Genomic DNA, 23648 nt, shown 5'->3' on the forward strand with positions numbered 1-23648 from the left:
GTGACAGAGCTGGCACACACCAGTGTTCCGCGCTGGTTCACCGGCACGCCGGAGGCACTCTCCGGCGTGCCGGGCACCGGCGCAAGGTCCTATCTGCTGGTCGGAGTCGGGCAAACGGTGAGTCCGTTCTTACGGCAGTGGCGGTACCACCTCGACATGGACGTGGCGACGGAGTTCCTGATCCACGAGGACGTGGATGTAGTCAACACGGCACTCGCAGAGGCGCTGGGCCGTGCTCGGGTCGGGCTGCGGCTGTGGCTTGCCGGCCCGAGCGGTGCGTGTCTGTCACTGCGCGGCACGGCACTGCGGGGCGGACTCGAAGACGACGAGATCAGCGTCACCGTCACCGAGCCGGGTGCCATCGAGGTGTCCTGCGTCCACTGCCTGGCGGTCACCTCGACGTCAGCGGGTGTCGGGGACGTGACTCAGTGCGCTGGGTGCCAGCTAAATCTTGTTATTTACCACCATGTTTCGCGTCTCAGCGGGCGGTTCATGGGCTTCATGGTCGATGCGGAGACGGCGGTGACGAAGTGAGAACAGACGAGCTGAAGCTGAGTGTTGCCGCCATCGAAGAGCTGGTGTCGGGGATTCGCAGCCTTACGCTGCGTGCGCTAGACGGCACGCCGTTACCACCGTTCGTGCCCGGCAGTCATCTGCCATTGCGTTGCGGCGCCAAATGGAACAGTTACAGCCTCACCAACGAAGGACTGGACCCGAGCGAATATTGCGTCTCGGTTCTGCGGGTCGCCGACGGTGGAGGCGGATCACGGTGGGTGCACGACCAGCTCGCGGTGGGCGACGCGATCACCGCGCTGACGCCGCGCAGCGCATTCGCACCGCAACCCCATGCGATCAAGCATCTGTTGATCGCCGGTGGCATCGGCGTCACGCCCATCGTCTCGCACCTGCGGGCGGCGCGGATGTGGAAGCGAAATATTCAGGTGCTCTACAGCTTTCGCGAAGGCTTTGCCGCCCATGTCGACGACGTCATGGATCTCGGTGGTCTTGACGCCGAGTTGTACGTAGACCAAGACGAATTCTGTGTGCGGACGCGAAAAGTGCTCGCGGATCAACCGATCGGCACGCACCTGTACGTTTGCGGACCCGGGCCGATGATCGACTACGTCCTGGACACCGCGGCAGGGTTGGGGTGGCCGGCATCGCGCCTGCACCTGGAGCGCTTCGGTGCCGACACCCTCGATCCTGGAGAGCCGTTTAGGGTCAACCTGACCAAGAGCGGCCGCGAACTCGACGTACCGAGTGGCACGTCATTGCTCGAAGCGCTTGAGGCAGCAGGCATCGCCGTGCCGAATCTGTGCCGACAAGGCGTGTGCGGCCAATGCCGCATTCCCGTCAGCGGTGGCGTACCGCTGCATCGGGACCTGTTTCTAGACGATGAAACCAAGACCGCCGGAACGGCGCTGATGTGCTGTGTTTCACGCGCGTCCGGGCCCATGCTGGAGGTACCGCTGTGACCGCTCCGATTACCGCCGACGACTTGATCCGTGAGTTTCCGTTCCCTTTCGTCGAGGATCGGTACCGCTACAGCACCAACGTGGAACAGGCGAGGACCCCGGTGCGGACCCCGGCGGGGCAATGGGGGACCGCCGTCGTCGACGTCGATTGCGGATATCGGCACGAGCTGGCCGAGCGCGCCGAGATCCTGCACGCCGACCCGACGCGGTACTCGGTGTTGCCCCACATGCGAGCCGCGGGCTGGGACGCGCTGCTGACGTTGATGCGCGAACTCAGTGCTGCCTATCCAGCGTCAATGTGCTTGTTGCGCAATGCCGATGGCAGCTGGCATTGGGTGAACGATCTTTCTGGGGAGGACCTGGTGTTCACCTACGGCGACGAGTCGACCCTGCCGGACGAACCCCTGCGCTACATCTCGGGACAGGTGCAAGAGGACATCGTGCTGCTCAATCAGCGCAACGACGAGCTCTTCGCGGACGCCGGCGTGGTGACGTTCGCCGCGGACTGGAGCCTGGGATTCGACGTTGGGATGAGTTTCCTCGAAGTCCACGGGCCGGTACCGCGGATCCATCAAGAAGGCATCATCACCCGAGCCCACGAGTTTCTCAAACGCCTTCAGCCCCATCAGCCGTACCGCCGAACCAATTGGACGATGACGATCGGGCGACGGCTGGACGTGTCGACCGAGCGCTACCCTGAATGGGGTCCGGACCGGGAGTGGATCCAAACCGTCGACGACGACACCTTCGGCGCGCTGGTGCATCTGCGGGTCGAAGTCCAACACCTCATCCGGCTCCCGCATTCAGGCGCGATCATGTTCCTGATCCGCACCTACCTGCAGCCTCTTGAGCGGCTCGCCATCGTCGACGAGTGGCGCGTCCGCGCTGCGGCAGCGATCGCCGAACTTCCGCAGGACATGGCCGAATACAAAGGAATTATCAAATATAAGGATCGCGCGGCCCGCTGGCTGCGCGACCACGCCGCCGCCGACACGGCGCTATGAGCACCGACATCGTCGCGTCCGGTTGGTCGATGCCTCGATGGCCCGCGGCTCCCGAACAGGTCGATCTGGATGCGACATCCTTCCTGATCGTCGGGATCGGGCACGAGCGGCGCACCGTCGAAGTCAGCCGAGAATGGTTGGGGCAGGCCGAAATCACGGCCCCTACCGAGCTTCTGCTGCTGGATTCGTTTACGGACGCCTCGAGCGTCAGCGCATTTGCGGCTGCCCTCGGCCGCGCTCGGATGGGAGTCCGGTTGATGATGGTCGGTGGCCAGTTCGACGTGCTGATGGCGCTCGCCCAGGCGCGTGCGGCCGGCGCGCTGCCGCAGGAGCTGGCCAGCTTTGTGGTGCACACCCGTGATCTGCCGATGTATTGTGCCCACTGCCGCAACACTTTTCGTGTCTCCAGGGCACCTGGCGACGAAGTCACGTGCCCGGGCTGCACCCGACGACTCGAAATCCACACCCATCTGTCAGCTGTGCGGGGCAGCTTCCTCGCCTCGGATGTGCGTGCCCGGGAGCTGTCATGACGAACCCAGGAATCGCGACAGTTGCACCGGCGCATCTGCACCCGGCCTATCTAACCGAGGCGCGCCAACTACGTGTGCGCCGCACCGAGATGCTGGCACCGGCGATCATGCACATCGAGCTTGTCGATCCCCACGGTGGCCGGCTGGCCGGTTATCAGCCCGGCAGCCACCTCATCGTCTCGGCCGGCGACAAGCGCAACGCCTATTCACTGGTCGGGTCCGGCTTGAACCCCGACCACTATGCCATCTCGGTGATGCGGCGCGGGGAAGGCGGCGGATCAGATTGGCTGCACGACAACGTCTGCGAGGGTCACCTCCTCGAAATCGAAGGTCCTCGTGCATTATTCGCTCCGGTACTCAACCAGCACCGAGCACTGCTCATCGCCGGCGGCATTGGTGTGACACCCGTGCTGTCCCATGCGCGCGCGGCGGCCTTGACTGGTGTGCCCACCGAGGTCCTCTATTCCTACCGGCCGGGTCACCAAGCCCATCTGGATGATCTGCGTGGCATGGCCGAATGCGGCATGATCACGCTGCACGAAGCGACCACGGTCGAGCAGACCGTGGCAATTCTGGCCGAACTCCTCGCGAAGCAGCCGCTGGGCACCCATGCATACGCCTGTGGACCGGTGGGATTGCTGCAGGCATATCAACACTTGACGGCCGCCGCGGGCTGGCCGGCCGCGCGCGTGCACCTCGAGAGATTCAGTGCCCCTGTCCAGGATCCGGGTAAACCGTTCAGCGTCACAGTGACGTCGACGGGGCAACGCATCGAGGTGCCGGCGGGCGTGTCCCTGTTGCAACGACTGCTCGACAACGGTGTGGACGTGTCCTTCCTGTGCAGGCGCGGCGTGTGCGGCGAATGCCGTATTCCGGTGCGTTCGGGCGTCGTGGAACACCGTGACTACATCCTGACCGACGAGGAAAAGGCCGAATCCACCGCGATGCTCTGTTGTGTGTCGCGTGGTTACGACATCGAGGTGGACCTATGACCCGAACAACCGCTGCCGTAACGGCGTTCCTTAACCGGCCGATCAATCACGCGGCCAACCTGCCTTGGCCGTTTCCCGACGGCTCCGACACCTTTCGGTACTCGGTCAACGTGGAGCAGGCGCGGATTGCGCGCCAGACGTCCGGCGGAGAGTGGGGACGCCATCTGGTCGACCTGGGCGGAGCCGAATATCCAAGCATCATGGCCGATCGGCGTCGAATCCTCGACGCCGATCCGCATCGCGTCAAGATCCGCCCGGGGATGGAACTGGCGTGCTGGGACGTGCTGCTGTACTACCTGCGCGACCTGAGCTACAGCTACCCGGACATGATGCACCTCGCCGAAGATTCGAACAACGAATTCCATTGGCGGAATCATATTTTAGGCACAGACCAGTCCTTCGAACTGGGCCGGGAGGATTCGCTGCCGAACGGGCCACTGGATTTTCTGGCGCGGGAGATCCCCGACGACCTGTTGCTCGTGGTCGAACGCGATGGCCAACTCTACTTCGACGCCGGCGCGGTCACCTTCGCCATGGCGTGGTCGGTGTCGTTCGACGTCGGCATGAGCATGCGCGAAATTCACGGCCCGGTACCACGATTGAACGTCGAGCAGATCACCTCGCGCGCCGAACAGTTCCTCAGGCAATTGCGCGTCGACCAAGTCTATCGGCGGGTTAACTGGACGCTGTCGGCGTCGAACTCCCGCAAGTTGGACGTCAGCCTTGAGGAACTCCCGGAATGGGGACGTGACATTCCGCGCATGATCGCCGAAAATAATTGGGGTCAAGCACAATTACGTATTGAGCTTGAGCACTTCGTTCGGTTGCCGATGAGCGGCGCGGTCACCTTCAACATCCGGACCTTCATGATCTCCCTGGACGAGCTACGGGCCGTCCCGGCGTGGTGCGCCCAGCTGGCCACCATCATGGAGGAGCTCCCCGTCGACATCGCCAACTACAAAGGCTTTCTCGGCTACCGCGAGAGTGTGGTCGCGTTCTTGCGTTCCGCCGCCAACGACTGACCGCGCGTCGCGGCTTCCTGTCGATCCCCTACTTCCAGAATTCGAGGCGAGATGACCATCTCCGACCCGCCCGGTGCAGCCACAGCGACTCCCGAGGTCGCTGTCGTCAATGTCGACGACCAGACACTGCTCAAGTCGATGCGATGGTACGACGGCTTCTTCATGGCGCTGTCGAATCCCGGCTTCTTGATCGCCAATCTGGGCTACACCACGGGGCAGGTCGGCGCGCTGGGTGCGTTTGCGCTGTGGCTGGCCATGATGGTCATCGCCGTACTGCAGAACAAGATCTACACCGAACCGGCCACCATGTTCCCCGAACATTCCGGCGGCATCGCGATGTACGCCTTCGAAGGCTGGCGCTCGCGGTTCAGCTTGGCGGGCCCGATATCCGCGATCGGCTATTGGGCTGGATGGTCATCGGTATTGACCATCTTCGGTCTGACGACCGGGGGCCTGGTCCAAGCCGAGTGGTTTCCCGATCAGACCTGGCACTTCTCACACATCGTGCAACTGGACCTGCCGCGGGTGATCGCGGTCGGGCTGGTCGTGGCGCTGTGGATCGTCAACTCGATGGGTGCCGAGCCCATGAAGCTGATGGGTTATCTGACCGGCACACTGCTGTTCGTTCCGCTCGTCCTGTTCATGGTCGTTCCGTTCTTCTTGACCGACTTCTCCTCGGCCAATCTGTCCTGGGGGCTTGTCGGTGCCGCTGGAAGCACCTGGGGTGCAGTTCAACTCGCGTTGGTGTGGCTCTACCTCATTGGCTGGTCCGCTTACGGCATCGAGGTGTGCGCCGTCTTCGCGCCCGAATATCGCGACACCAAGGAGGATACTCGCAAGGCCTTGGGCCGATCGGCGATGTTCTGCCTGGGCGTCTACGCCATCATGCCCGTCGCGCTGGGTGGTGCTGTCAGCCAGCAGTCGATTGCCAAGGCCCCGTTGGGTTTCTATACCGACCTGTTGCACCGCGAGCTGGGCAGCACCCTGTCCGATGTGGTGGTGATTTTCATGGTCGGCAGCTTTCTGCTCGGTATGAACGCAGCGAGTGCGGGCGGCAGCCGCACCCTCTACGGAATGGCGCGCAGCGGCATGACCATCAAGTGGTTCGACCACATCAACAAACGCAACGTGCCCAACCGCGGGATGTACGTCAATGTCGCGATCAACATCGCGGCGATCCTGCTGCTGCCGAGCATTGTGGCGGTGCTTGCCGTCAGCAATATGGGTTACCTCGTCTGCCATGTCTTCGCGCTGTCGGCGGTGGTACTGCTGCGAAAGGACCGGCCGGACATGGACCGTCCGGCCAGGCTGTCGAACCCGTGGCTGTGGACGGCCGGCCTGCTCGCCGCGTTCAACCTTCTCATCGTGATCGTCGGGTCGACGTCGTTTTCGAAGACTGGTTACGGCGGACCCGGAGAGTTCGTCGCGGGGTTGGCTTTGCTGCTGACCGGGTGTGCGTTCTACCTCTATCGGCGAATCGTTCAGGACAAGCGGCGGTTTACTTGGCGTGATCATAATACACCAGCGCTATTTCCCTTGAGGGACGGTGCGGCGGAGGCCGCGGCGTGAGTCGCGGGATTGCCGCGACCTTACGCTGCGTCTGCGGGACTGCTGTCGCCGCATCGTTGGCGGCCGAGGTCGTGTCGTGCTGGCACTGCCCAGCCTGCGCGCGGCGGTGGCGGGTCGACCTTGACGCGGTCCGGGTCGTTCGGGCTGGATTGCAGGAATTACTTCGCCTGCAAAGAGATATTCTCGTCGCCGTCGGGTTGACCACGATAGTTCTGGTACTGCTTGCCGTTGTTCGCCCCGTCTGGCTGCTTGGAGCGCCGATGGTCATCGGTGGGGTTGCACTGATTGCCGGCCCGTCGTATCGCAGGCGGGCCGATCGCGCCAAGGCCGCAGTCCGAACGCCGATCAGTCTCACCCGGGCAGCAGAATTCTCCGATTAGCGAGTTTAGTGAAAAGAAACTATGATCATTGTAAAGAAACCTAGAGTTACGGGGGATGTTATGACCACGTCGGCTGATCTGGTGGACCTATGTCGAGAGTCAGGCACGTCGTTCATCTTGACGATGTTTGTCGACCTCAACGGCAAGCCCTGCGCAAAGTTGGTTCCGGTTTCTGCCGTCGACGAATTAGCCAGTAATGGAGTCGGTTTCGCGGGATACGCCGTCGGGGCCATGGGGCAGGAGCCCAAGGATCCCGACCTGGTTGCCATCCCTGACCCGGCATCCTTCGCTCCGATCCCGTTCGTCAAACCCGGGTTAGCGATCGTGCACTGCGACCCCCACGTCGAGGGCCGGCCGTGGCCGTTCGCGCCGCGTAACATCCTCAAAGCTGTCGTGCAGCAAGCCTCCGATGCCGGCTTTGAGGCGTGGGTCGGCGCAGAGGTTGAGTACTTTCTGCTCCGCCGCGACGCCGCGGGCTCGTTGTACCCGGCAGACGCGGGCGACACCGCGAAGCGGCCGTGTTACGACGCTCGCGGTGTGACGCGCATGTACGACCACCTGGCGTCCATCAGCAACGCAATGAACGCCCTGGGCTGGGGCAACTACGCCAACGACCACGAAGACGCCAACGGTCAGTTCGAACAGAACTTCGGTTACGCCGAAGCGTTGACCACGGCGGACCGTGTGACCACGTTGCGGTACCTGCTGTCGGTGCTCGCCGCCGACAACGGGATGATCGCGACCTTCATGCCCAAACCGTTCGCCGACCGTACCGGCAGCGGCCTGCATCTGCATCTGTCGCTGACCAGTGGCGGTTCCCCGATATTTCCCGGCGCCGAAGACCAACGCGGACTGGACCTTTCGGAGACGGCATACAGCTTCATCGGCGGTATCCTCGACCATGCGGCGGCGCTCCAGGCGCTGGTCGCTCCCACGGTCAACTCCTACAAGCGCACCGGGGCGGTGTCGACCGTGTCCGGGGCTTCGTGGGCGCCGCGCACTCCGACCTACGGCGGCAACGACCGCACTCAGTACCTCCGCGTTCCCGACAACCAGCGCGTCGAACTACGCGGCGGCGACAGTTCGGCCAATCCCTATCTGGCGATTGCGGCCGCACTGGGCGCCGGCTTGGACGGGATCAAACGCAGCGTGAGTCCCGGCGACGTCGCGGTTACGAATCCCGAGAGACCGCCAATCCCGCTCACCCTCCTGCACGCGGTCGAACAACTCGAATCCGACGTCGTCATCAAGGCAGTTCTCGACTCGGCCGACAGCGAGGCACTCGCGCCCCGCGTTTCGGATTATTACGCCCAACTCAAGAGGCAAGAGTTCTTCGCATGGCACTCATCGGTGACCCCATGGGAAATCGACACCTATCTGACCGCGTTCTAGACCCCCACCTCATCACCGAAAGGATCATCCGTGTGCGGAATCGTAGGGTTGCACCTCAGAAATCCTGAGCTGTACCCGCAACTAGGTTCGTTGCTGACGGCGATGCTGTGCGAGATGCAAGATCGCGGCGCAGACTCCGCCGGAGTGGCCATCTATGGGCATTCCGACTGGTCCCCACCGGGATATGGCTGCGTGAGCCTCCTCAATGTCAGTGTCGAGTCCGACGTCATCGGCGCCGCGTTGACCGAACGGCTCGGTGTCCACGTCAACGCTGGCTACCTCGATGACATTCTGTTGCTGAGCGCGCCACTGGATGCGACGCCGCTCCTCGAAGCGGCGCGGGCCGTGTTGCCGGACCCGCTGATTGCGGGATTCGGCAAGGACCTCACGGTGCTCAAGGGCGTGGGTACGCCACGGGAACTGTCTGTGCACTGGGGATTACCGGACGCGCATGGATGGCAGGGCGTGGGGCACACCCGGATGGCGACCGAATCGGCGGTCACCCCCGGCGGGGCGCACCCCTACGCGGTCGGGCCCGAGCAGTGTTTGGTGCACAACGGGTCGTTTTCCAACCACGCCACCATCCGCCGTGAACTGGCCAGGGCCGGTGTGCGATTCGACAGTGAGAACGACACCGAGGTCGGTGCCCGTTTTGTCGCCAAGCAACTGGCCGAGGGCCGCGGCATCGAAGCCGCGTTGAAGGAACTCTGCGCGACGTTCGACGGCTTCTACACGTTGCTGGTCTCCAACCACGACTCGTTCGCGGTGGTGCGCGACGCGATCGCCTGCAAACCGGCGATCATCGCCGAGACCGACGACTGGGTGGCGATGGCATCGGAATACCGAGCTTTGTCCGGGTTGCCGGGCGTCGGCAGCGCACGAGTGTGGGAACCCGAGCCGGAGGTGGTTTACGTATGGACGCGATGAGATTCGATCTAGCGGCCGTGTCGCTGCGCGACGTCAATCAGGCGTTGCACGCCAACGACCTCACCGGCGAGGTCGTCATCGATAACCCGAAGGGTGCGCACAGTGTGGCCGTCGGTCTTGACGCGCCGGTGAAGGTCACCGTTAACGGTCACGTCGGCTACTACGCGGCGGGGATGAATCAGCAAGCGGAAGTGACGATCAACGGCAATGCCGGCACCGGAGTTGCCGAAAACATGATGAGCGGCACGGTGGTCGTCAAGGGCGACGCGTCGCAGTCAGCGGGTGCCACCGCGCACGGCGGCCTGCTCGTCATCGAGGGCACCGCCGGCGCGCGCTGCGGCATCTCGATGAAGGGCGTCGACATCGTCGTCGGCGGAAACGTCGGGCACAACAGTGCGTTCATGGCCCAGGACGGGCGGCTCGTGATACGCGGCAAGGCCGGTCACGGCCTGGGCGATTCGATCTACGAGACCCGCATCTACGTGCGGGGCACAGTGGAGTCCCTGGGCGCGGACTGCGTGCGCAAAGAAATGCGTGCCGAGCACCTCGAGGAACTTGCCGGTCTGCTCAAGGCTGCTGGGTTCGATGACGATCCCGCCACCTACACGCGGTACGGGTCGGGGCGTCAGCTCTACCACTTCGATGTCGACAACACAGCGGCGTACTGAAAGGACTTGTGATGACTGGCAGTAACGCTGCACACAGTGCATCCGGCTTGCGCGAATCGGCTACCATCGACCGTGGTGTCATCGCCGACATCCAGCGGGCCGCCGAGACCGGAATCTACGACATCCGTGGCTGGGGCGCCAAACGTCCGCTTCCGCATTTCGATGACTTGTTGTTCCTGGGTGCATCGATGTCGCGGTATCCGTTAGAGGGTTATCGCGAGCGATGCGAAACCGATGTCGTGCTGGGCGACTTGCATGCGAAACACCCTCTGCACCTGTCGATCCCGGTCACGATCGCCGGCATGAGTTTCGGCGCCTTGTCCGGCCCCGCGAAGGAGGCGCTGGGCCGCGGTGCCAGCGAGGTGGGTACGTCGACGACGACCGGTGACGGGGGAATGACACCGGAGGAGCGCGGCCAATCTAAATACCTTGTCTACCAATACCTGCCGTCACGCTACGGGATGAATCCCGACGATCTGCGTAAGGCGGATGCCATCGAGGTAGTCCTTGGTCAGGGCGCCAAACCCGGCGGCGGGGGAATGCTGTTGGGGCAGAAGATCTCTGAGCGAGTCGCTCGGATGCGCACGTTGCCTGAAGGCATTGACCAACGCAGTGCCTGCCGTCATCCGGACTGGACAGGGCCTGACGACCTCGCGATCAAGATCAATGAGTTGCGCGAACTCACGGACTGGGAAAAGCCCATCTACGTCAAGGTTGGTGCCACCCGCACCTACTACGACGTCAGCCTGGCCGTGCGGTCCGGCGCCGACGTCGTCGTCGTGGACGGGATGCAGGGGGGAACAGCGGCTACCCAGAGCGTGTTCATCGAACACGTCGGTATCCCGACGTTGGCTGCTCTTCCGCAAGCGGTGCAGGCGTTGCAGGAGGCGGGGATGCACCGCAAGGTGCAGCTTGTCGTCTCGGGTGGCATTCGCAGCGGCGCGGACGTGGCCAAGGCGATGGCCCTGGGGGCTGACGCCGTCGCCATCGGGACCGCAGCCTTGATCGCGCTGGGTGATAACCATCCCCGCTATGCCGACGAGTACGAGAAGCTTGGCAGCGCAGCCGGTTTCTACGACGACTTCCAAGATGGCCGGGACCCGGCCGGCATTACCACGCAGGATCCGACGTTGGCGGCTCGCTTCGACCCGGTGGCGGGCGGGCGCCGGCTGGCTAATTATTTGCGGGTGCTGACCATGGAGGCGCAGACCATTGCCCGCGCGTGCGGGAAGGCTCACCTGCAGCACCTCGAACCCGAGGACTTGGTTGCGATCACGATCGAGGCCGCGGCGATGGCGCGGGTGCCGCTGGCGGGAACCTCCTGGATCCCAGGTGCGGGTTTGTAATGGCAGATACCGCAGACGTCATCATCCTCGGCGGCGGCCTCGAAGGCGCGGCTGCCGCCTGGGCACTCAGCCAACGCGGGATCACCAACGTCGTTGTCGTCGAACGCAACACCGTGGGCAGCGGAATGACCGGGAAGTCCTCCGGCATCATCCGCTGTCACTACGGCGTCAGCTCGCTGGCGGCGATGGCGACGGTCGGGCTGGAGACGTTCGAGAATGCCGAAGAGATCTTTGGCGGCGACATCGGCTTCCGCCAAACCGGCTACGTTGTCGGCGTCAGCGACGCGAACGTCGACAACATGCGTAAAAGCCTGGCCGCTCAACGAGAAGTCGGGGTAGAGACCGAAGAGATCGCCGCGGCCGAGGTCGCGAAGATGTGGCCATGGGCCGACCTTCGCCCCTTCGGTGCGTTTGGCTGGGAAGCGCGAGGCGGCTACGGCGACGCTTATCAGACCGCACAAGCCTTCATGGTGTCGGCCCGCGCCGCCGGCGTCCGACTCCGACAGATGACCGAAGTCGTCGGGCTCAGCGTCAATGCCGACCGGGTCGGCGGCATCCTGTTGGCCGACGGCGGCGAGATCCACGCCGACACCGTCATCGTCGCCACCGGCGCGTGGACTCGGGCTTTCCTTTTGCCCTACGGCATTGACGTGCCGATCCGGGTGCATCGCGAGCAGATCGTGATGCTGTCTCCCGGAATCGATCTCGGCCCGGTGCCGGTGTTTTCCGACCTGGTGTCACTGCAATACGTGCGGCCCGACGTCAACTCGGAGATCCTGTTCGGCAATTCTGATCTCGCCCAACTCGATATCGTCGATCCCGATCGGTATCTCAACCGGGCAGACGAGGCGTTCGTCGACCTCGCCGTGGAGAAGATCAGTACTCGGTTCCCCGGCCTGGAGAACGCATCGATCGCGAGCAGCTATGCGGGGTGTTACGACGTGACGCCCGACTGGAATCCGGTCATCTCCACAACCGATATCGACGGTCTGTTGGTCGCAGCGGGATTCAGCGGCCACGGATTCAAGATCGCTCCGGCGGTGGGAGCGCTGATCGCCGATCTCGTCGTCGAGGGGCGCTCCAAAGATCCGCGCATCCCGGAATCCGACTTCCGGCTATCGCGATTCGCCGAAGGTGACCTCCTGGTCACCCGCTTTCCCTATGTCGGAGCTGGCGAGATGCGCTGAGCACAAACATAACCCGAACTCTCACATCCAACGAATCTCCACGGAAGAAGGAAGAACTCATGCAGCAGGTAGAGGGCGTCGTGGCCCTGACCAAGGGCGCACCGGCCGAGCTGACCACCATCATCCTGCCCGATCCGGGTCCGCACGATGTCGTCGTGAAGATCCAGGCATGCGGGGTCTGCCACACCGATCTGGCGTACCGCGACGGCGGGATCAACGACGAATTCCCATTCTTGCTAGGACATGAGGCTGCCGGTGTCGTCGAAACGGTCGGTTCCGGCGTCACCCATGTCGAGGTCGGCGATTTCGTCGTCCTCAACTGGCGCGCGGTCTGTGGGCATTGCCGGGCATGCAAGCGGGGCCGGCCCTGGTACTGCTTCGATACCCACAACGCGTCGGCACCGATGACCCTGTCGGACGGCACCGAGTTGACGCCCGCACTGGGCATCGGGGCGTTCGCGGAGAAGACGTTGGTCCACGAGGGACAGTGCACCAAGGTCCCCGACGCCGATCCGGCGGTGGTCGGGCTGCTGGGTTGTGGGGTGATGGCCGGGCTCGGCGCCGCGGTGAACACCGCGGCCGTGGGACGCGGCGACTCCGTGGCAGTGATCGGCTGCGGCGGTGTGGGTGCTGCCGCGATTGCCGGAGCTCGGCTGGCCGGCGCTGCCACCGTCATCGCGATCGACCGCGACGCCCGCAAACTCGAATGGGCGCGTGAGCTAGGGGCGACCCACGTGATCGACGCGACGGCAATCCCCGACGTGATCACCGCCGTCCGGGAGCTGACGGGCGGATTCGGTGCCGATGCCGTGATCGACGCGGTGGGCCGTCCCGAGACGTGGAAGCAAGCGTTCTACGCGCGCGACCTCGCCGGAACCGTGGTGCTCGTCGGTGTTCCGACCCCGGACATGATGCTCGACATGCCGCTGGTGGATTTCTTCTCTCGCGGTGGCGCGCTCAAGTCCTCTTGGTACGGCGACTGCTTGCCCGAACGCGACTTTCCGGTGCTAGTCGATCTTTATCAACAGGGACGTCTGCCGTTGGACACATTCGTCACCGAACGTATCGATCTCGGCGACATCGAAACGGCGTTCGCCGAGATGAAGCAGGGCACGGTGCTGCGATCGGTGGTGGTGCTCAAATGACCGCAATCGGTAGCGGTATCCAACGTGTGATCACCCAGGGAATTTTCGAACTTGACGGTGGCAGTTGGGAAGTCGACAACAATGTCTGGGTCGTCGGCGATGACAAAGAGGTCATCGTCGTCGACGCAGCCCACGACGCGAAGGCGATCGAGGCTGCGGTCGGTGGTCGCCACGTCGTCGCCGTGATCTGTACCCATGGCCACAACGACCACATCACCGTTGCCCCAGAGCTTGGCGTTGACCTCGATGCGCCGGTATTGCTCAACCCTGCTGACGGCATGTTGTGGCGAATGACCCATGGCGGCAATGCATTCCTGCCGATTGAAGATGGTCAGATACTCACCGCCGGTGGCATCGATCTGCACGCCATTACGACACCCGGACATTCCCCGGGCTCGACATGCCTGTATGTCCCTGACCTTGCGGCGGTATTTTCCGGCGACACCCTGTTCCAGGGCGGCCCTGGGGCCACGGGCCGTTCGTTCTCGGATTTCCCCACCATTCTCGGATCGATCAAAGACAAACTGGGTCGGCTCCCCGCCGATACCGTTGTCTACACCGGACACGGTGACACCACCACGATCGGGGGAGAGATCGTGCATTACGACGAGTGGGTGGCGCGGGGTAATTGATGCGCTCGTAAGAGTCTGTCACTAAACCAAATGGGGGCTGGCACGGCGCAAAATGCGCGTGCCAGCCCCCATTACTGTGTCAGCACCATCCCGTAGCAGCGGGCCGTATTACGTTTTGTTGCAATATCTTTCGCCGAAATATGCCGTCGCCACTGAACACAGGGGTGTGCTCCGTGGGCGCGTGATTTCGCCCTTAGGGCGCAGATCGTTGCGGCCGGTCTGGTGGATGGGTTTTAGCCTGCGGAGGGTGGCCGCGTAATGATCTGGGGGCGAAAGCCGTATTGCGGGGCGTGACGTCCGATGGCTCGGCTACTCATGTTTGCCATCGGCATTCCGGGCATACCGGGTGCGGCTGCTTGCCCTTGCGAAACCATAGGTGTGCCAATCGCCGATGAGACGCGGGTGATTTCTGACGCCGTGGTCCAGCTCTGCGGTACCGCCAACTTGCCGATCAGGGTGGCGTTGCCGGCGCCGGACGTGACGGCTCCGAAACCGGTCGCTCGTGCCAGCTCGCCGGCGATCGCGCCGATGTCGGCGCTTGCCGCCGCCGCACCGTCCGCCGCGGCCGCGGCACCGTCCCCGGCTGCGGCCGCGGCGTCACCGCCGGCACCCAAGCCCGCATACGTGGTGGGCAGGGTGAACCCGGCGACCACGGTGGCAATGGAGTTCACCAAGTTGGAGTTCGGTCCCCAGTTGTTGATCAAGTCCGTCCACCATTCCGGCGGCTGCCACGGCGGCGTGGGCGGGTCGTCCGTCAAGCCCGGGTGGACGACCTCGGGTGGTGCGGCAGCGGGAGTCAGCCGCGCGGCGGCCATCGACGCGGCCGCGTAGCTGGTCATCGCATCGGCGTCCTGAGCCCACATCTCCATGTACTGCGCCTGGGTGGCCATGATTGCCGGGGTGTTCTGCCCGAGCAAGTTGGTCGCCACCAGGTAAGCCAACTCGCTGCGGTTAGCGGCGACCACTGCCGGTGGGACGGTCGCGGCGAAGGCGGCTTCGTAGGCGGCCGCGGCCGCGTCGGCCCGCATGGCGGTGCGGTCGGCCCAGGCGGCGGTGGTCCGCAGCCACGTCGTATAGCGCGCCGCGGCAGTGGCCGCCGGCGATGCCGACACCGGGCCGTGCCATTGCTCGTCGACCAGCGCGGTCATCGTCGAGTCAAACGCCGCCGCGCAATGATGCAGTTCCGCGGCGAGACTTCGCCATGCCGATGCCGCGGCGAGCATCGAGCCCGAACCATCTCCGGCATACATCAGTGCGGAGTTGATCTCGGGCGGCCGTAATGCGAAATCTATTGGGCCTGTCACGCTCACTCCTCTGGACATGGGGTCTCGGCTGGCACGCGAATTCTCACGGACTGTTTACGATTGCGCCCGCGTCGTTGAGAACCGCATAGGAGAGCTGCTCGAGCAATAGGGCTGCTTCCTTCGGCGCATCGAAGCTCACGCTCAGCACCCGTTTGGTGATCTGCAGTGCGAGTGGAGAGTGGGCGGCCAGGGTGCGCGCAATGCCGATCGCGCACTGCACATGGCAGCCGGGCGGGCTGATCTCGGTGACGATGCCCCACTGCTCCGCCTGCCGGGTGGTGAGGCGTCGGCCGCGCAGCACCAGGTCGCTTGCGCGCCCCGCACCCACGGCCCGAACGATCCGGGTGAGCCCGCCCGAGGAGGGCAGGATTCCGATGCCAATCTCCGGAAGGCCGAAAACCGCTGCGGCGTCGGCGATTCGCAGGTCGGCCGCCAGCGCCAATTCGAGTCCGCCACCTAGGCAGTAACCGGTGATCGCGGCCACCGTCGGTTGCGGGAGCATCGCGAATTCCTCGTAGACTCGGCCCGAGCCGCGGTAGTACTCGACGATGTCGCGCGTGGTCATCAGCCGCAGTTCGGTGAGGTCGGCACCCGCCGAGAACACGGTGTCGCCGCCCGTAACGACGACGGCTCGGCTGGATTTGACTTCCGGACTGCTCAGCGCACGCAGCAATTCGGATTCCATGTGCGACGAGAGCGCATTGAGTTTGCGCTCCCGTCGCAGCATGATCACCGCAACGTCGTCGTGGGACGAAACATCAACAGTCCCAACGAAGTCATCAGACACGTTCCTTACCATAATATATGGTTAGGCTAACCGTATATGATTTGCGACACAATCTGCAGCGCGGTATCACTGCACATCAGATGATGCGCGGAAAGACAGCAGCTTTTCCAGCCCGCGCTTGCTGGTCTCGTTCGCGATGACGAGGCGTTGAATCTCCGAGGTGCCTTCCCAAATCCGGTCGACCCGCAGCTCACGCCACAGCCGCTCGACCGGATAGTCGCGGATATAGCCGCGGCCGCCGAAGATCTGTACGGCGCGATCCGCCACCCGGTTCGATGCCTCGGACGCGGCGAGTTTTACCGTTGCGGCCTTGGCGTGCAATGTCTTTCGTTGGTCGGGATCACTCAGATCGGCTTGATCGAATTCCCAGGCGACCTGGTGGGTTAGCGCCCGGTTGGTGGTGATGTCGACGACCGAGTCGGCGATCATGCCCGCAATGAGCTGCCGGTTGATCAGCGGCTGGCCGCCCTGCACTCGTTCGCGTGCCCAGTCGACGGCGTGTGTCAGTGCGCGTTCGGCGGCGCCGATGGTCCGCGCGCCAATCATCAATCGCTCCTCGGTGAACCAGTCCCGGGTCAATTCCAGCCCGGCGCCGACGCCGCCGAGCACCGCATCCGCCCCGACTCGCACGTCGGTGAAGCTGAATTCGGGGTGCTCGTAGACGAATGTGTGGGTGTAGCGCGGGACATTGGTGATGGCCACCCCCGGTGTGGCGACGTCCACCAGGAACATGGTCGGAGCGTGTTCCGGCTCGACGTAGGCGAGCACGATCAGATAGTCGGCGACGTCTCCGACGGTGACGAACCACTTTTCGCCGTTGATTACGTAGCCGCCGTCGCCGTCCGGCATCGCGGTGGTCTTGGCGGCCGAGAAATCCGATCCAGCAGCGGCTTCCGAGATGGCAACCGCGTCACGGCGCTCACCGCGCGCGCTCGGGATCAGGTACCGCTCGCGTTGCGCCGCGGAGGCGTGCGCAAGCGGGTTGGCCGGCCGCCACACCGTGTCCCACAGTGCGTTCGTCAGCTTGCCGAGTTCGTCTTGCACCACGACCTGTTCCAGCACACTGAGCCCGGCCCCGCCGAACTCGGTTGCCGTGTTGATCGCCTGTAGGCCCGAGCCCAGCACGGCGGCCTTGATCGAGGCATGCGACTCGGTCGACAGTCCGTTGTTGCGTTCGCACTCGTCCTCGAAGGGCATGATCTTCTCGGTGAGGGCACGGGCGCGGCCTTTGAGCTCGGCTAACCGTGCGGTGTATGCGAATTCCATTTAACAATAGATCCTTTCACTACATTGTTTATCCAGTTCGGGTGCCGGTTGTCCGGCGCCCAACGCATCGGCACCGCCGTCGATGACGACAGTCGTGCCGGTGACATAGCTCCCCGACGGTGACGCGAGAAATGCGATCACTTCGGAGACTTCTTCCGGCGTGCCGAATCGGCGCAGTGGTACCGCGGCTTCCCAGTTGGCACGGTCGTCGGGGGAGTAGTTGCGCCGCACGCCGTCGGTCGCGATCGTGCCAGGCGCGATGCAGACGGTCCGAATCCCGAATCGGCTCCATTCCAGGGAGAGTCCCGCCGCCAAGTTCTCCAGGGCGGCGCGGGCGGCACTGGCATGCACCATCGTCGCGATGCCGCGTCGGGGTGAGAACGCCAGGAAGAAGATCGCGCCCGACCGCTGTGGGATCATCGTGCGCACCGCGACTTCGCGCGTCACCGCCCATGCCGCGTCGACCGTGACGCGGTGCACGGCGCGCCAGCCCTTGACCGTGATCTGCTCGGCGGGGGCGCTGAACTGACCGCCCGCGTTGTTGACCAGGATGTCGATCCGGCCGAACCGTTCGAGGCAGCGATCGACCAAACGCTGAACCTGTTCGTCGTCCCGGACATCGGTGGCAACCGCCAAGGCCTGTGTACCAAGGGATTCGATTTCGGCGGCCGTCTTCTGCAGCGGCTCCGGCCGGCGCCCGGCGATCACCACGTCGGCGCCGCACCGCGCCAGGTCGAGGGCGACGGCCCGGCCGATTCCGGTGCCGCCGCCGGTGACCAGCGCGACCGCCCCGCGGTGCGCGTCGGATCGCAGTACCCGACTCATCTAGGCGACCGGCAGATCGAGAAACGCGGTGCCGCGCTTGATGAGTTCGTTCGCGATGATCACCCGCTGGATTTCCGAGGTGCCCTCCCAGATTCGGTCGACGCGCACCTCGCGGTACATCCGCTCGATCGGGTAAGCCCGGTCGTAGCCGCGGCCACCGAAGATCTGAAGGCAGCGATCGACTACCCGGCCCGCGGCTTCGCTGGCCGAGAGCTTCGCGATGGATGCCTTGGCGTGCAATGTCTTTCGGTCCACCCCGTGGTCGGCCTCCCAGGCCACCTGGTGGGTGTAGGCGCGGTTGACGGCGATGTCGACGGCGCAGTCCGCGAGCATCGACTGGATCATCTGGAAGTCGCTGATCGGTGTTCCGAACTGCTTGCGCTGGGTGGCCCAATCGCGGGCGAGTTTCAGTGCGCGCTCGGCCACCCCGACGGTTCGTGCGGCGATCATCAGGCGTTCGTCGGTGAACCAGTCCTTGGTGAGCTCGAAGCCCTGTCCGATCTCGCCGAGGATGGCATCGGCAGGCACAAAGGCGTTCTCGAAGATGAACTCGGGGTGGCCGTTGACGGCGGAGTGCATGAAGTGCGGCACCCGGCTCATGCGGACGCCCTCGGTGTTCTTCTCGACGAAGAACAGGGTGGATTCGTTGTCGGGCAGCACATTTGCCTGCACTAGCAGGAAGTCCGCGATATCGCCGCAGGTGACGAACCACTTCTCGCCGTTGAGCAGCCAGCCACCGTCGACCGGAGTTGCCGTGGTCGCGATCGCGCCGGCGTCGGATCCGGCGTCGGGTTCGGTCGTGGCGAAGGCGTCGAAGCGTTCCCCGCGCAGGATGGGCAGCAGGTAGCGCTCCCGCTGCTCGGGCGAGGCCAGCGCCAGCACGTTGGAAGGCCGCCAGGGGATGTCCCACAGGCAGTTCGTGACCTTGCCGAATTCCTCCTCGACGATCACCTGTTCGAGCAGCGTGAGCCCCGCTCCGCCCCATTCGACCGGCATGTTGATGCCGTACATCCCGGCGTCCATCGCGGCCTGGGTCAGCTTGTCGACCGTTTCCGGCGGAAGTGGGCCGCCGGCCTGCTCGGCCTCGTTCTCGTAGCCCATCAGCAGTTGGGCATACGCGGCCGCACGCGCCTTCAGTTCTTGTTGGGCGGCGGTGTAGGTAAAGTCCATCGCAATCTCCTAGTGGTGTAAGACGATTCGGGCGTCCAGAGCCGTTGCTCCGGACGCGGTGACCAACAACGGGTTGATCTCGAGTTCGGCAATCTCGGGATGAGCCGCGGCATATCGGCTGAAACGGGTGATGGTCGCGGCGGCGGCCGCGACGTCGACTGCCGGCTTGCCACGATGTCCGTAGAGCAGTGGTGCGGTGCGCAACCGCTCGATCATGCGCGTCGCCGCGGCCTCGTCGATCGGCGCGAGCGCCACCTGTACATCGCGCAGCACCTCGGTCGCGGTGCCGCCCATTCCGACCAAGACGGTCGGCCCGAAGCGGGAATCCCAACGGACTCCGACGATCAGCTCGATTCCACTTGCCAGATCCGCCATCTCTTCGACCGAGAACGATGGGGGGCGCAGCTTCGCGCAAAGGCGGGCGTGCGCGTCGAACAGGTCTTCGCGCGACGCCAGGCCTACCAGCACACCGCCCGCATCCGACTTGTGCAGCAGTCCCAACGCCTTGAGGACGTAGGGCGGGCGCAGTTCGTCGGCGGCGGCACTCAACTCGTCGAAGGTGCGAATCTCGCGGGCCGCGACGAATTCGATTCCGGCGGCCGCGAAGGCACGCCGCGACGCCATGTAGTCGGTGGCGGCCACGGGCGGCGCCGGTGCCGGCAGGTCGAGCAGGGTGGCCGTCGATGCCTGTCCGGTTACGGCGGCCAGCGCCATGGCGGCATCCGCGATCGCGCCGAAGACGGGCACGCCGCCGTCGCGCAGGATCCGGGTCGCTGGTGCCTCGGGGAAGATCGACTGCACCGCCGTCGGTTTGGCGCCGACCGCATCGGCGGCGATCTGTTTGGCGGCGGCACACTCGGCGGGCCCGAGACCCGTGAGGCCGTCCTCGCCGCTCGAATAGCCGCCGAAGTACCCGGTCATCAGGATCCCGTCGACCTCGTTGCAGGCCTGCAGTACCGCGTACGCCCGCGCATAGCTGTCCGGATCCATCTCGCCGGCGCCGGCCAGGTCGACCGGGTTGCCGACGTGAGACTGCGCCCACAGCGCGTCGCGGAGTCGAGCCTGGGTGTGCTCTTCGAGGGCGGGAACGTCGAGTCCGGCGGCCTCGGCCACGTCACAGGCGATGACGCCGTGCCCGCCGCCATCGGTCAGGATCGCGACCCGGCGCCCCCGCGGGACCGCCCGTTGCCGCAGCGCGCACAGCACATCGGCGAGTTCGCGGGGGGTGCGCACCGGGATGGCCCCCGCCACCTCGCATGCCGCGGCGATCACCGCCGAATCACTGGTGAGAGAACCGGTGTGCGACTGGGCGCCGCGGGCAGCGGCGGTGCTCGCGCCCGCGGCCAGCACCACCACCGGCGTACCCGAGGCGACCGCGGCCGCGGTCGCCTCGACGAACCCTCGACCGTCCCGGAAGTCCTCGATGTACACGGCGATCGCCGCAGTCCGGGGGTGGGCCGCGCACGCGTCGATCAACTCGACGAGGTTGACGTCGGCCTGGTTGCCCAGCGAGACGAACCGCGAGATCCCCAGTCCCCGGGCGGTGAACAGCCGATCGAGTTCGATGGCCAGGTTGCCGCTCTGGCTCAGCAGCGCGATGTCACCCGGCGCGAATTGATTCGACGACAGATATGTCGCGGTCGTGTTGTCGACGAGGCCAAGGCAATTGGGGCCCACCAGCACCGCGCCTGCCGCTCGGACACGCGCAATCAGAGCATCCTCGCGTGCCCGTCCTGTTTCGCCGGCCTCGCCCAGGCCGGCGGTGATCGCGACGATGGCACGCGCGCCCTTGGCCAGTACGCCATCGACGGCTTCCTCGAATCCGGCCGCGGGCACCGCGATGACGGCCAGGTCGATGGGCCCGTCCAGTTCGGCGACCGATGTGACGGTCGGTTGCCCGAGGATTTCTCCGCCACTTCTGTTGACCAGCTGCACTCGGTGTCGATCCGCGCCGCGAAGCGCCTGCAGCGCAACGGCATTGCCCCACTTGGCCGGATCGGTGCTGGCACCGACGACGGCGATCGACGCCGGGTCGAACAGGCTCCGCAGATCCCGGCTCATGCGCGCACCCGCAAGGCCCGCGCCGGGCAAGCGTTGACCGCGTCGTGGGCATGGTCATCCTCGGATGTGGGCACGCTGTCGCCGATTAGCCGGGCGTAGCCGTCGTCATCCAGATCCAGAAGTGCTGGCGCGGCTGCTTGGCAGAGGCCGTACCCCTGACAGGCGTCCGTATCGACAATCAGTTTCATGACATTCTCCTTCGGTTATCAGCAAGCGCCTCGAGCGCGGGGATGGCAGCGGCGAGGAGTTTTCGACGGTCGCTCGTGCGGCGGTACGCGTCGCCAGGTAACCCGATCAACATCTGGTCGTGATGGAGCACGACTTGAGCGACGGCGAGGGCCGTCGCGGGGTCTCCGGCGCGCCCGTCGACGGCATTGAGAGCAAGCTGAGTGGCGCGGTCGAGGTAGCGCAACCAGCGTCTCCCGGTGCCACGCAGGATCAGCCTGGTGACCCGGTCTTGCTCTTCGGGCAGGGCTGATCCGCCCTCCAGGCGGGCGAGAAGCTCGGGCAGAGACTGTTCCGGATCGGGCGTGAGTCCCAGCCAGGCCGTTGCGCGCCGAAGCTGCCTCTTCACCATGACCTCCTGTGTCGATCGAGTCCTGGCCGCCCCTGCGGAGCGCCCGTGTTTCGGATACATGTCGGTGTGTTTCAGATCCGTTTCCCCCTTGACATGTGATGTGTAGCACTGGTCAACTTATCAAACTAATCAGTTAGTCAGCTAGTAAAATTTTCACTTTAGGTAGAAAAGGTTTACAGGAAGTAGACAAGTGCCAGGAGGCGCGAAGACATGAACGAGACATCCGTCAAGGCCAGACCACGCCCGGTAAAAGGCGACGTCAAGCCGCTGGAGCCGGGGCTGGATTCGCGCTACTACACCGATCCGCGGATCGCCGATCTCGAGCAGACACGGATCTTCGACCGCACCTGGCAATTGGTGGGACACGTGACGGACCTGCCGAACCCGGGGTCGCGCATCGTCGGCTCGGTGGGGCGCAAAGAGGTGGTGGTCGTCCGCACCGAGGACGGCGACATCCGCGCACACCTCAACACCTGTCGGCACCGCGGTACGCGCCTGGTCGCGGAGCCGGGTGAGAGCAAAGCGCTGCGCTGTCCATATCACGGGTGGACGTATCACCTCGACGGCAAGCTCGTCGGGGCGCCGGAGAACCGCACGATCCCGTGTCTGGACAAGTCGAAACTGTCGCTGTTCGGTGCCCGGGCCGAGGTGTTCTGCGGACTGATCTTCGTCAATCTCGACCTCGCCGCCGAGCCGCTTGGAGCGCAGTTGGCCGGCGTCCGCCCTCTGCTGGAGCGCTACCTGGGCGGCACGATGGAGACGTTCGGCAAGGCGCGCGTCCACGTCAACAAGCCGGAAGAGGCGCAGGAGTCGAACTGGAAGGTGGCCGTCGACAACTACCTGGAGGGCTACCACGTCCCGGTCGCGCACCCGGGTCTGATGCGACTGCTCGATTACAAGCGCTATTCGGTTCAGACCGCCGATCTCTATGCCGTTTACGATGCTCCGTTGCGCGACAAGGCTTCTGACAACTGGGCCGAGCGGCTGTACCAGGGAGTGGTACGCCCGATGCCCGGGCTGCTGGAGGAAGACCGCCGTGTGTTTCGCTACATCGCGATCTACCCGAACACGATGATCGACCTGTATCCCGACCACGTGCTCGTCTGGAAGATGAACCCGCGCGGTGTCGATCGGGTCGACGTTCCCGGCGCCTACCTACGACGGTCGAACTGCGACACGCGCACCCGCGTCGCGCAACGGCTCAACTTTTACATCAGCGCGATCACCACGCGTGAGGACGAAGATCTTGTGCAGCGGATGCAGATCGGTATGGGCAACACCGACTTTCAGCCGGGACCACTGTCCACGCGTGAGCGGGGCGTCTCCTGGTTCGCGAGTCGCATTCGTGCCGACCTGGGCGACCTGGATGCGGAAACCGGTCGCAAATAA

General features: G+C 64.6%; 21 protein-coding genes and 1 pseudogene. 14 read left to right on the top strand and 8 right to left on the bottom strand.

The window, feature by feature from the left end; translation table 11 throughout:
• From MSG_RS09975 to MSG_RS10035, 13 genes and pseudogenes are all read left to right on the top strand, one after another.
• Window positions 1–534 (top strand): dimethylamine monooxygenase subunit DmmA family protein, encoded by a 534-nt coding sequence (locus MSG_RS09975; RefSeq protein WP_096439241.1) that lies wholly within the window; start codon window positions 1–3, stop codon window positions 532–534.
• On the top strand, window positions 531–1475 hold the full coding sequence (locus MSG_RS09980; RefSeq protein ID WP_096439243.1) for a PDR/VanB family oxidoreductase: 945 nt from the start codon (window positions 531–533) through the stop codon (window positions 1473–1475). The genes MSG_RS09975 and MSG_RS09980 overlap by 4 nt, the downstream gene beginning before the upstream one ends.
• Window positions 1472–3009: pseudogene (locus MSG_RS09985) on the top strand (heme-dependent oxidative N-demethylase subunit alpha family protein). The gene MSG_RS09980 and the pseudogene MSG_RS09985 overlap by 4 nt, the downstream one beginning before the upstream one ends.
• On the top strand, window positions 3006–4001 hold the full coding sequence (locus tag MSG_RS09990) for a PDR/VanB family oxidoreductase (RefSeq protein ID WP_096439245.1): 996 nt from the start codon (window positions 3006–3008) through the stop codon (window positions 3999–4001). Before MSG_RS09985 ends, MSG_RS09990 begins: the two are co-directional and overlap by 4 nt.
• Window positions 3998–5023 carry a heme-dependent oxidative N-demethylase family protein gene (locus tag MSG_RS09995; RefSeq protein WP_096439247.1) on the top strand — a complete coding sequence of 342 codons (1026 nt, stop codon included), beginning with the start codon at window positions 3998–4000 and terminating at the stop codon, window positions 5021–5023. The genes MSG_RS09990 and MSG_RS09995 overlap by 4 nt, the downstream gene beginning before the upstream one ends.
• A 51-nt stretch (window positions 5024–5074) precedes the next feature.
• Complete coding sequence (locus MSG_RS10000; protein ID WP_096439249.1) at window positions 5075–6592, top strand: APC family permease; 1518 nt, start codon at window positions 5075–5077, stop codon at window positions 6590–6592.
• 440 nt (window positions 6593–7032) lie between these two features.
• Entirely contained in the window at window positions 7033–8364 is a 1332-nt protein-coding gene (gene glnT / locus MSG_RS10005) for a type III glutamate--ammonia ligase (RefSeq protein ID WP_096439251.1), read from the top strand.
• A gap of 30 nt (window positions 8365–8394) precedes the next feature.
• Window positions 8395–9291: a class II glutamine amidotransferase domain-containing protein gene (locus tag MSG_RS10010; protein WP_096439253.1), complete on the top strand. Its 897-nt coding sequence runs from the start codon at window positions 8395–8397 to the stop codon at window positions 9289–9291.
• Window positions 9279–9959, top strand: coding sequence for a GltB/FmdC/FwdC-like GXGXG domain-containing protein (locus MSG_RS10015; protein WP_096439255.1), 681 nt, complete (start codon window positions 9279–9281; stop codon window positions 9957–9959). The genes MSG_RS10010 and MSG_RS10015 overlap by 13 nt, the downstream gene beginning before the upstream one ends.
• 11 nt (window positions 9960–9970) lie before the next feature.
• On the top strand, window positions 9971–11305 hold the full coding sequence (locus MSG_RS10020) for an FMN-binding glutamate synthase family protein (RefSeq protein WP_096439257.1): 1335 nt from the start codon (window positions 9971–9973) through the stop codon (window positions 11303–11305).
• Window positions 11305–12492, top strand: coding sequence for an NAD(P)/FAD-dependent oxidoreductase (locus MSG_RS10025; RefSeq protein WP_096439259.1), 1188 nt, complete (start codon window positions 11305–11307; stop codon window positions 12490–12492). Before MSG_RS10020 ends, MSG_RS10025 begins: the two co-directional genes overlap by 1 nt.
• 59 nt (window positions 12493–12551) lie before the next feature.
• Entirely contained in the window at window positions 12552–13637 is a 1086-nt protein-coding gene (locus MSG_RS10030; protein WP_096439261.1) for an S-(hydroxymethyl)mycothiol dehydrogenase, read from the top strand.
• Window positions 13634–14269: an MBL fold metallo-hydrolase gene (locus tag MSG_RS10035; protein WP_096439263.1), complete on the top strand. Its 636-nt coding sequence runs from the start codon at window positions 13634–13636 to the stop codon at window positions 14267–14269. Before MSG_RS10030 ends, MSG_RS10035 begins: the two co-directional genes overlap by 4 nt.
• A 233-nt stretch (window positions 14270–14502) precedes the next feature.
• Here the strand turns inward: MSG_RS10035 and MSG_RS10040 are convergent, their stop codons facing one another.
• From MSG_RS10040 to MSG_RS10075, 8 genes are all read right to left on the bottom strand, one after another.
• Window positions 14503–15573 (bottom strand): PPE family protein, encoded by a 1071-nt coding sequence (locus MSG_RS10040; protein WP_105886897.1) that lies wholly within the window; start codon window positions 15571–15573, stop codon window positions 14503–14505.
• Window positions 15574–15616: 43 nt separating this feature from the next.
• A complete protein-coding gene (locus MSG_RS10045; RefSeq protein WP_232011208.1) occupies window positions 15617–16360 on the bottom strand; it encodes an enoyl-CoA hydratase/isomerase family protein in 744 nt (247 codons plus the stop codon).
• 66 nt (window positions 16361–16426) lie between these two features.
• The gene (locus tag MSG_RS10050; RefSeq protein ID WP_096439268.1) at window positions 16427–17626 is read right to left on the bottom strand and encodes an acyl-CoA dehydrogenase family protein; all 1200 of its coding nucleotides are present in this window, start codon (window positions 17624–17626) and stop codon (window positions 16427–16429) included.
• Window positions 17627–18451: an SDR family oxidoreductase gene (locus MSG_RS10055; RefSeq protein ID WP_096439270.1), complete on the bottom strand. Its 825-nt coding sequence runs from the start codon at window positions 18449–18451 to the stop codon at window positions 17627–17629. It lies immediately after the preceding gene.
• Window positions 18452–19621: an acyl-CoA dehydrogenase family protein gene (locus MSG_RS10060; RefSeq protein WP_096439273.1), complete on the bottom strand. Its 1170-nt coding sequence runs from the start codon at window positions 19619–19621 to the stop codon at window positions 18452–18454.
• Between the two features lie 9 nt (window positions 19622–19630).
• Window positions 19631–21682, bottom strand: coding sequence for an acetate--CoA ligase family protein (locus MSG_RS10065; RefSeq protein ID WP_096439275.1), 2052 nt, complete (start codon window positions 21680–21682; stop codon window positions 19631–19633).
• Window positions 21679–21870, bottom strand: a complete 192-nt coding sequence (locus tag MSG_RS10070; protein ID WP_096439277.1) for a ferredoxin — start codon at window positions 21868–21870, stop codon at window positions 21679–21681. The genes MSG_RS10065 and MSG_RS10070 overlap by 4 nt, the downstream gene beginning before the upstream one ends.
• Window positions 21867–22259 carry a hypothetical protein gene (locus tag MSG_RS10075; protein WP_096439279.1) on the bottom strand — a complete coding sequence of 131 codons (393 nt, stop codon included), beginning with the start codon at window positions 22257–22259 and terminating at the stop codon, window positions 21867–21869. Before MSG_RS10075 ends, MSG_RS10070 begins: the two co-directional genes overlap by 4 nt.
• A gap of 210 nt (window positions 22260–22469) precedes the next feature.
• Between MSG_RS10075 and MSG_RS10080 the strand changes: the two genes are divergently transcribed.
• Window positions 22470–23648: an aromatic ring-hydroxylating oxygenase subunit alpha gene (locus MSG_RS10080; RefSeq protein ID WP_096439281.1), complete on the top strand. Its 1179-nt coding sequence runs from the start codon at window positions 22470–22472 to the stop codon at window positions 23646–23648.

It is taken from the genome of Mycobacterium shigaense (assembly GCF_002356315.1).
Lineage (GTDB): Bacteria > Actinomycetota > Actinomycetes > Mycobacteriales > Mycobacteriaceae > Mycobacterium > Mycobacterium shigaense.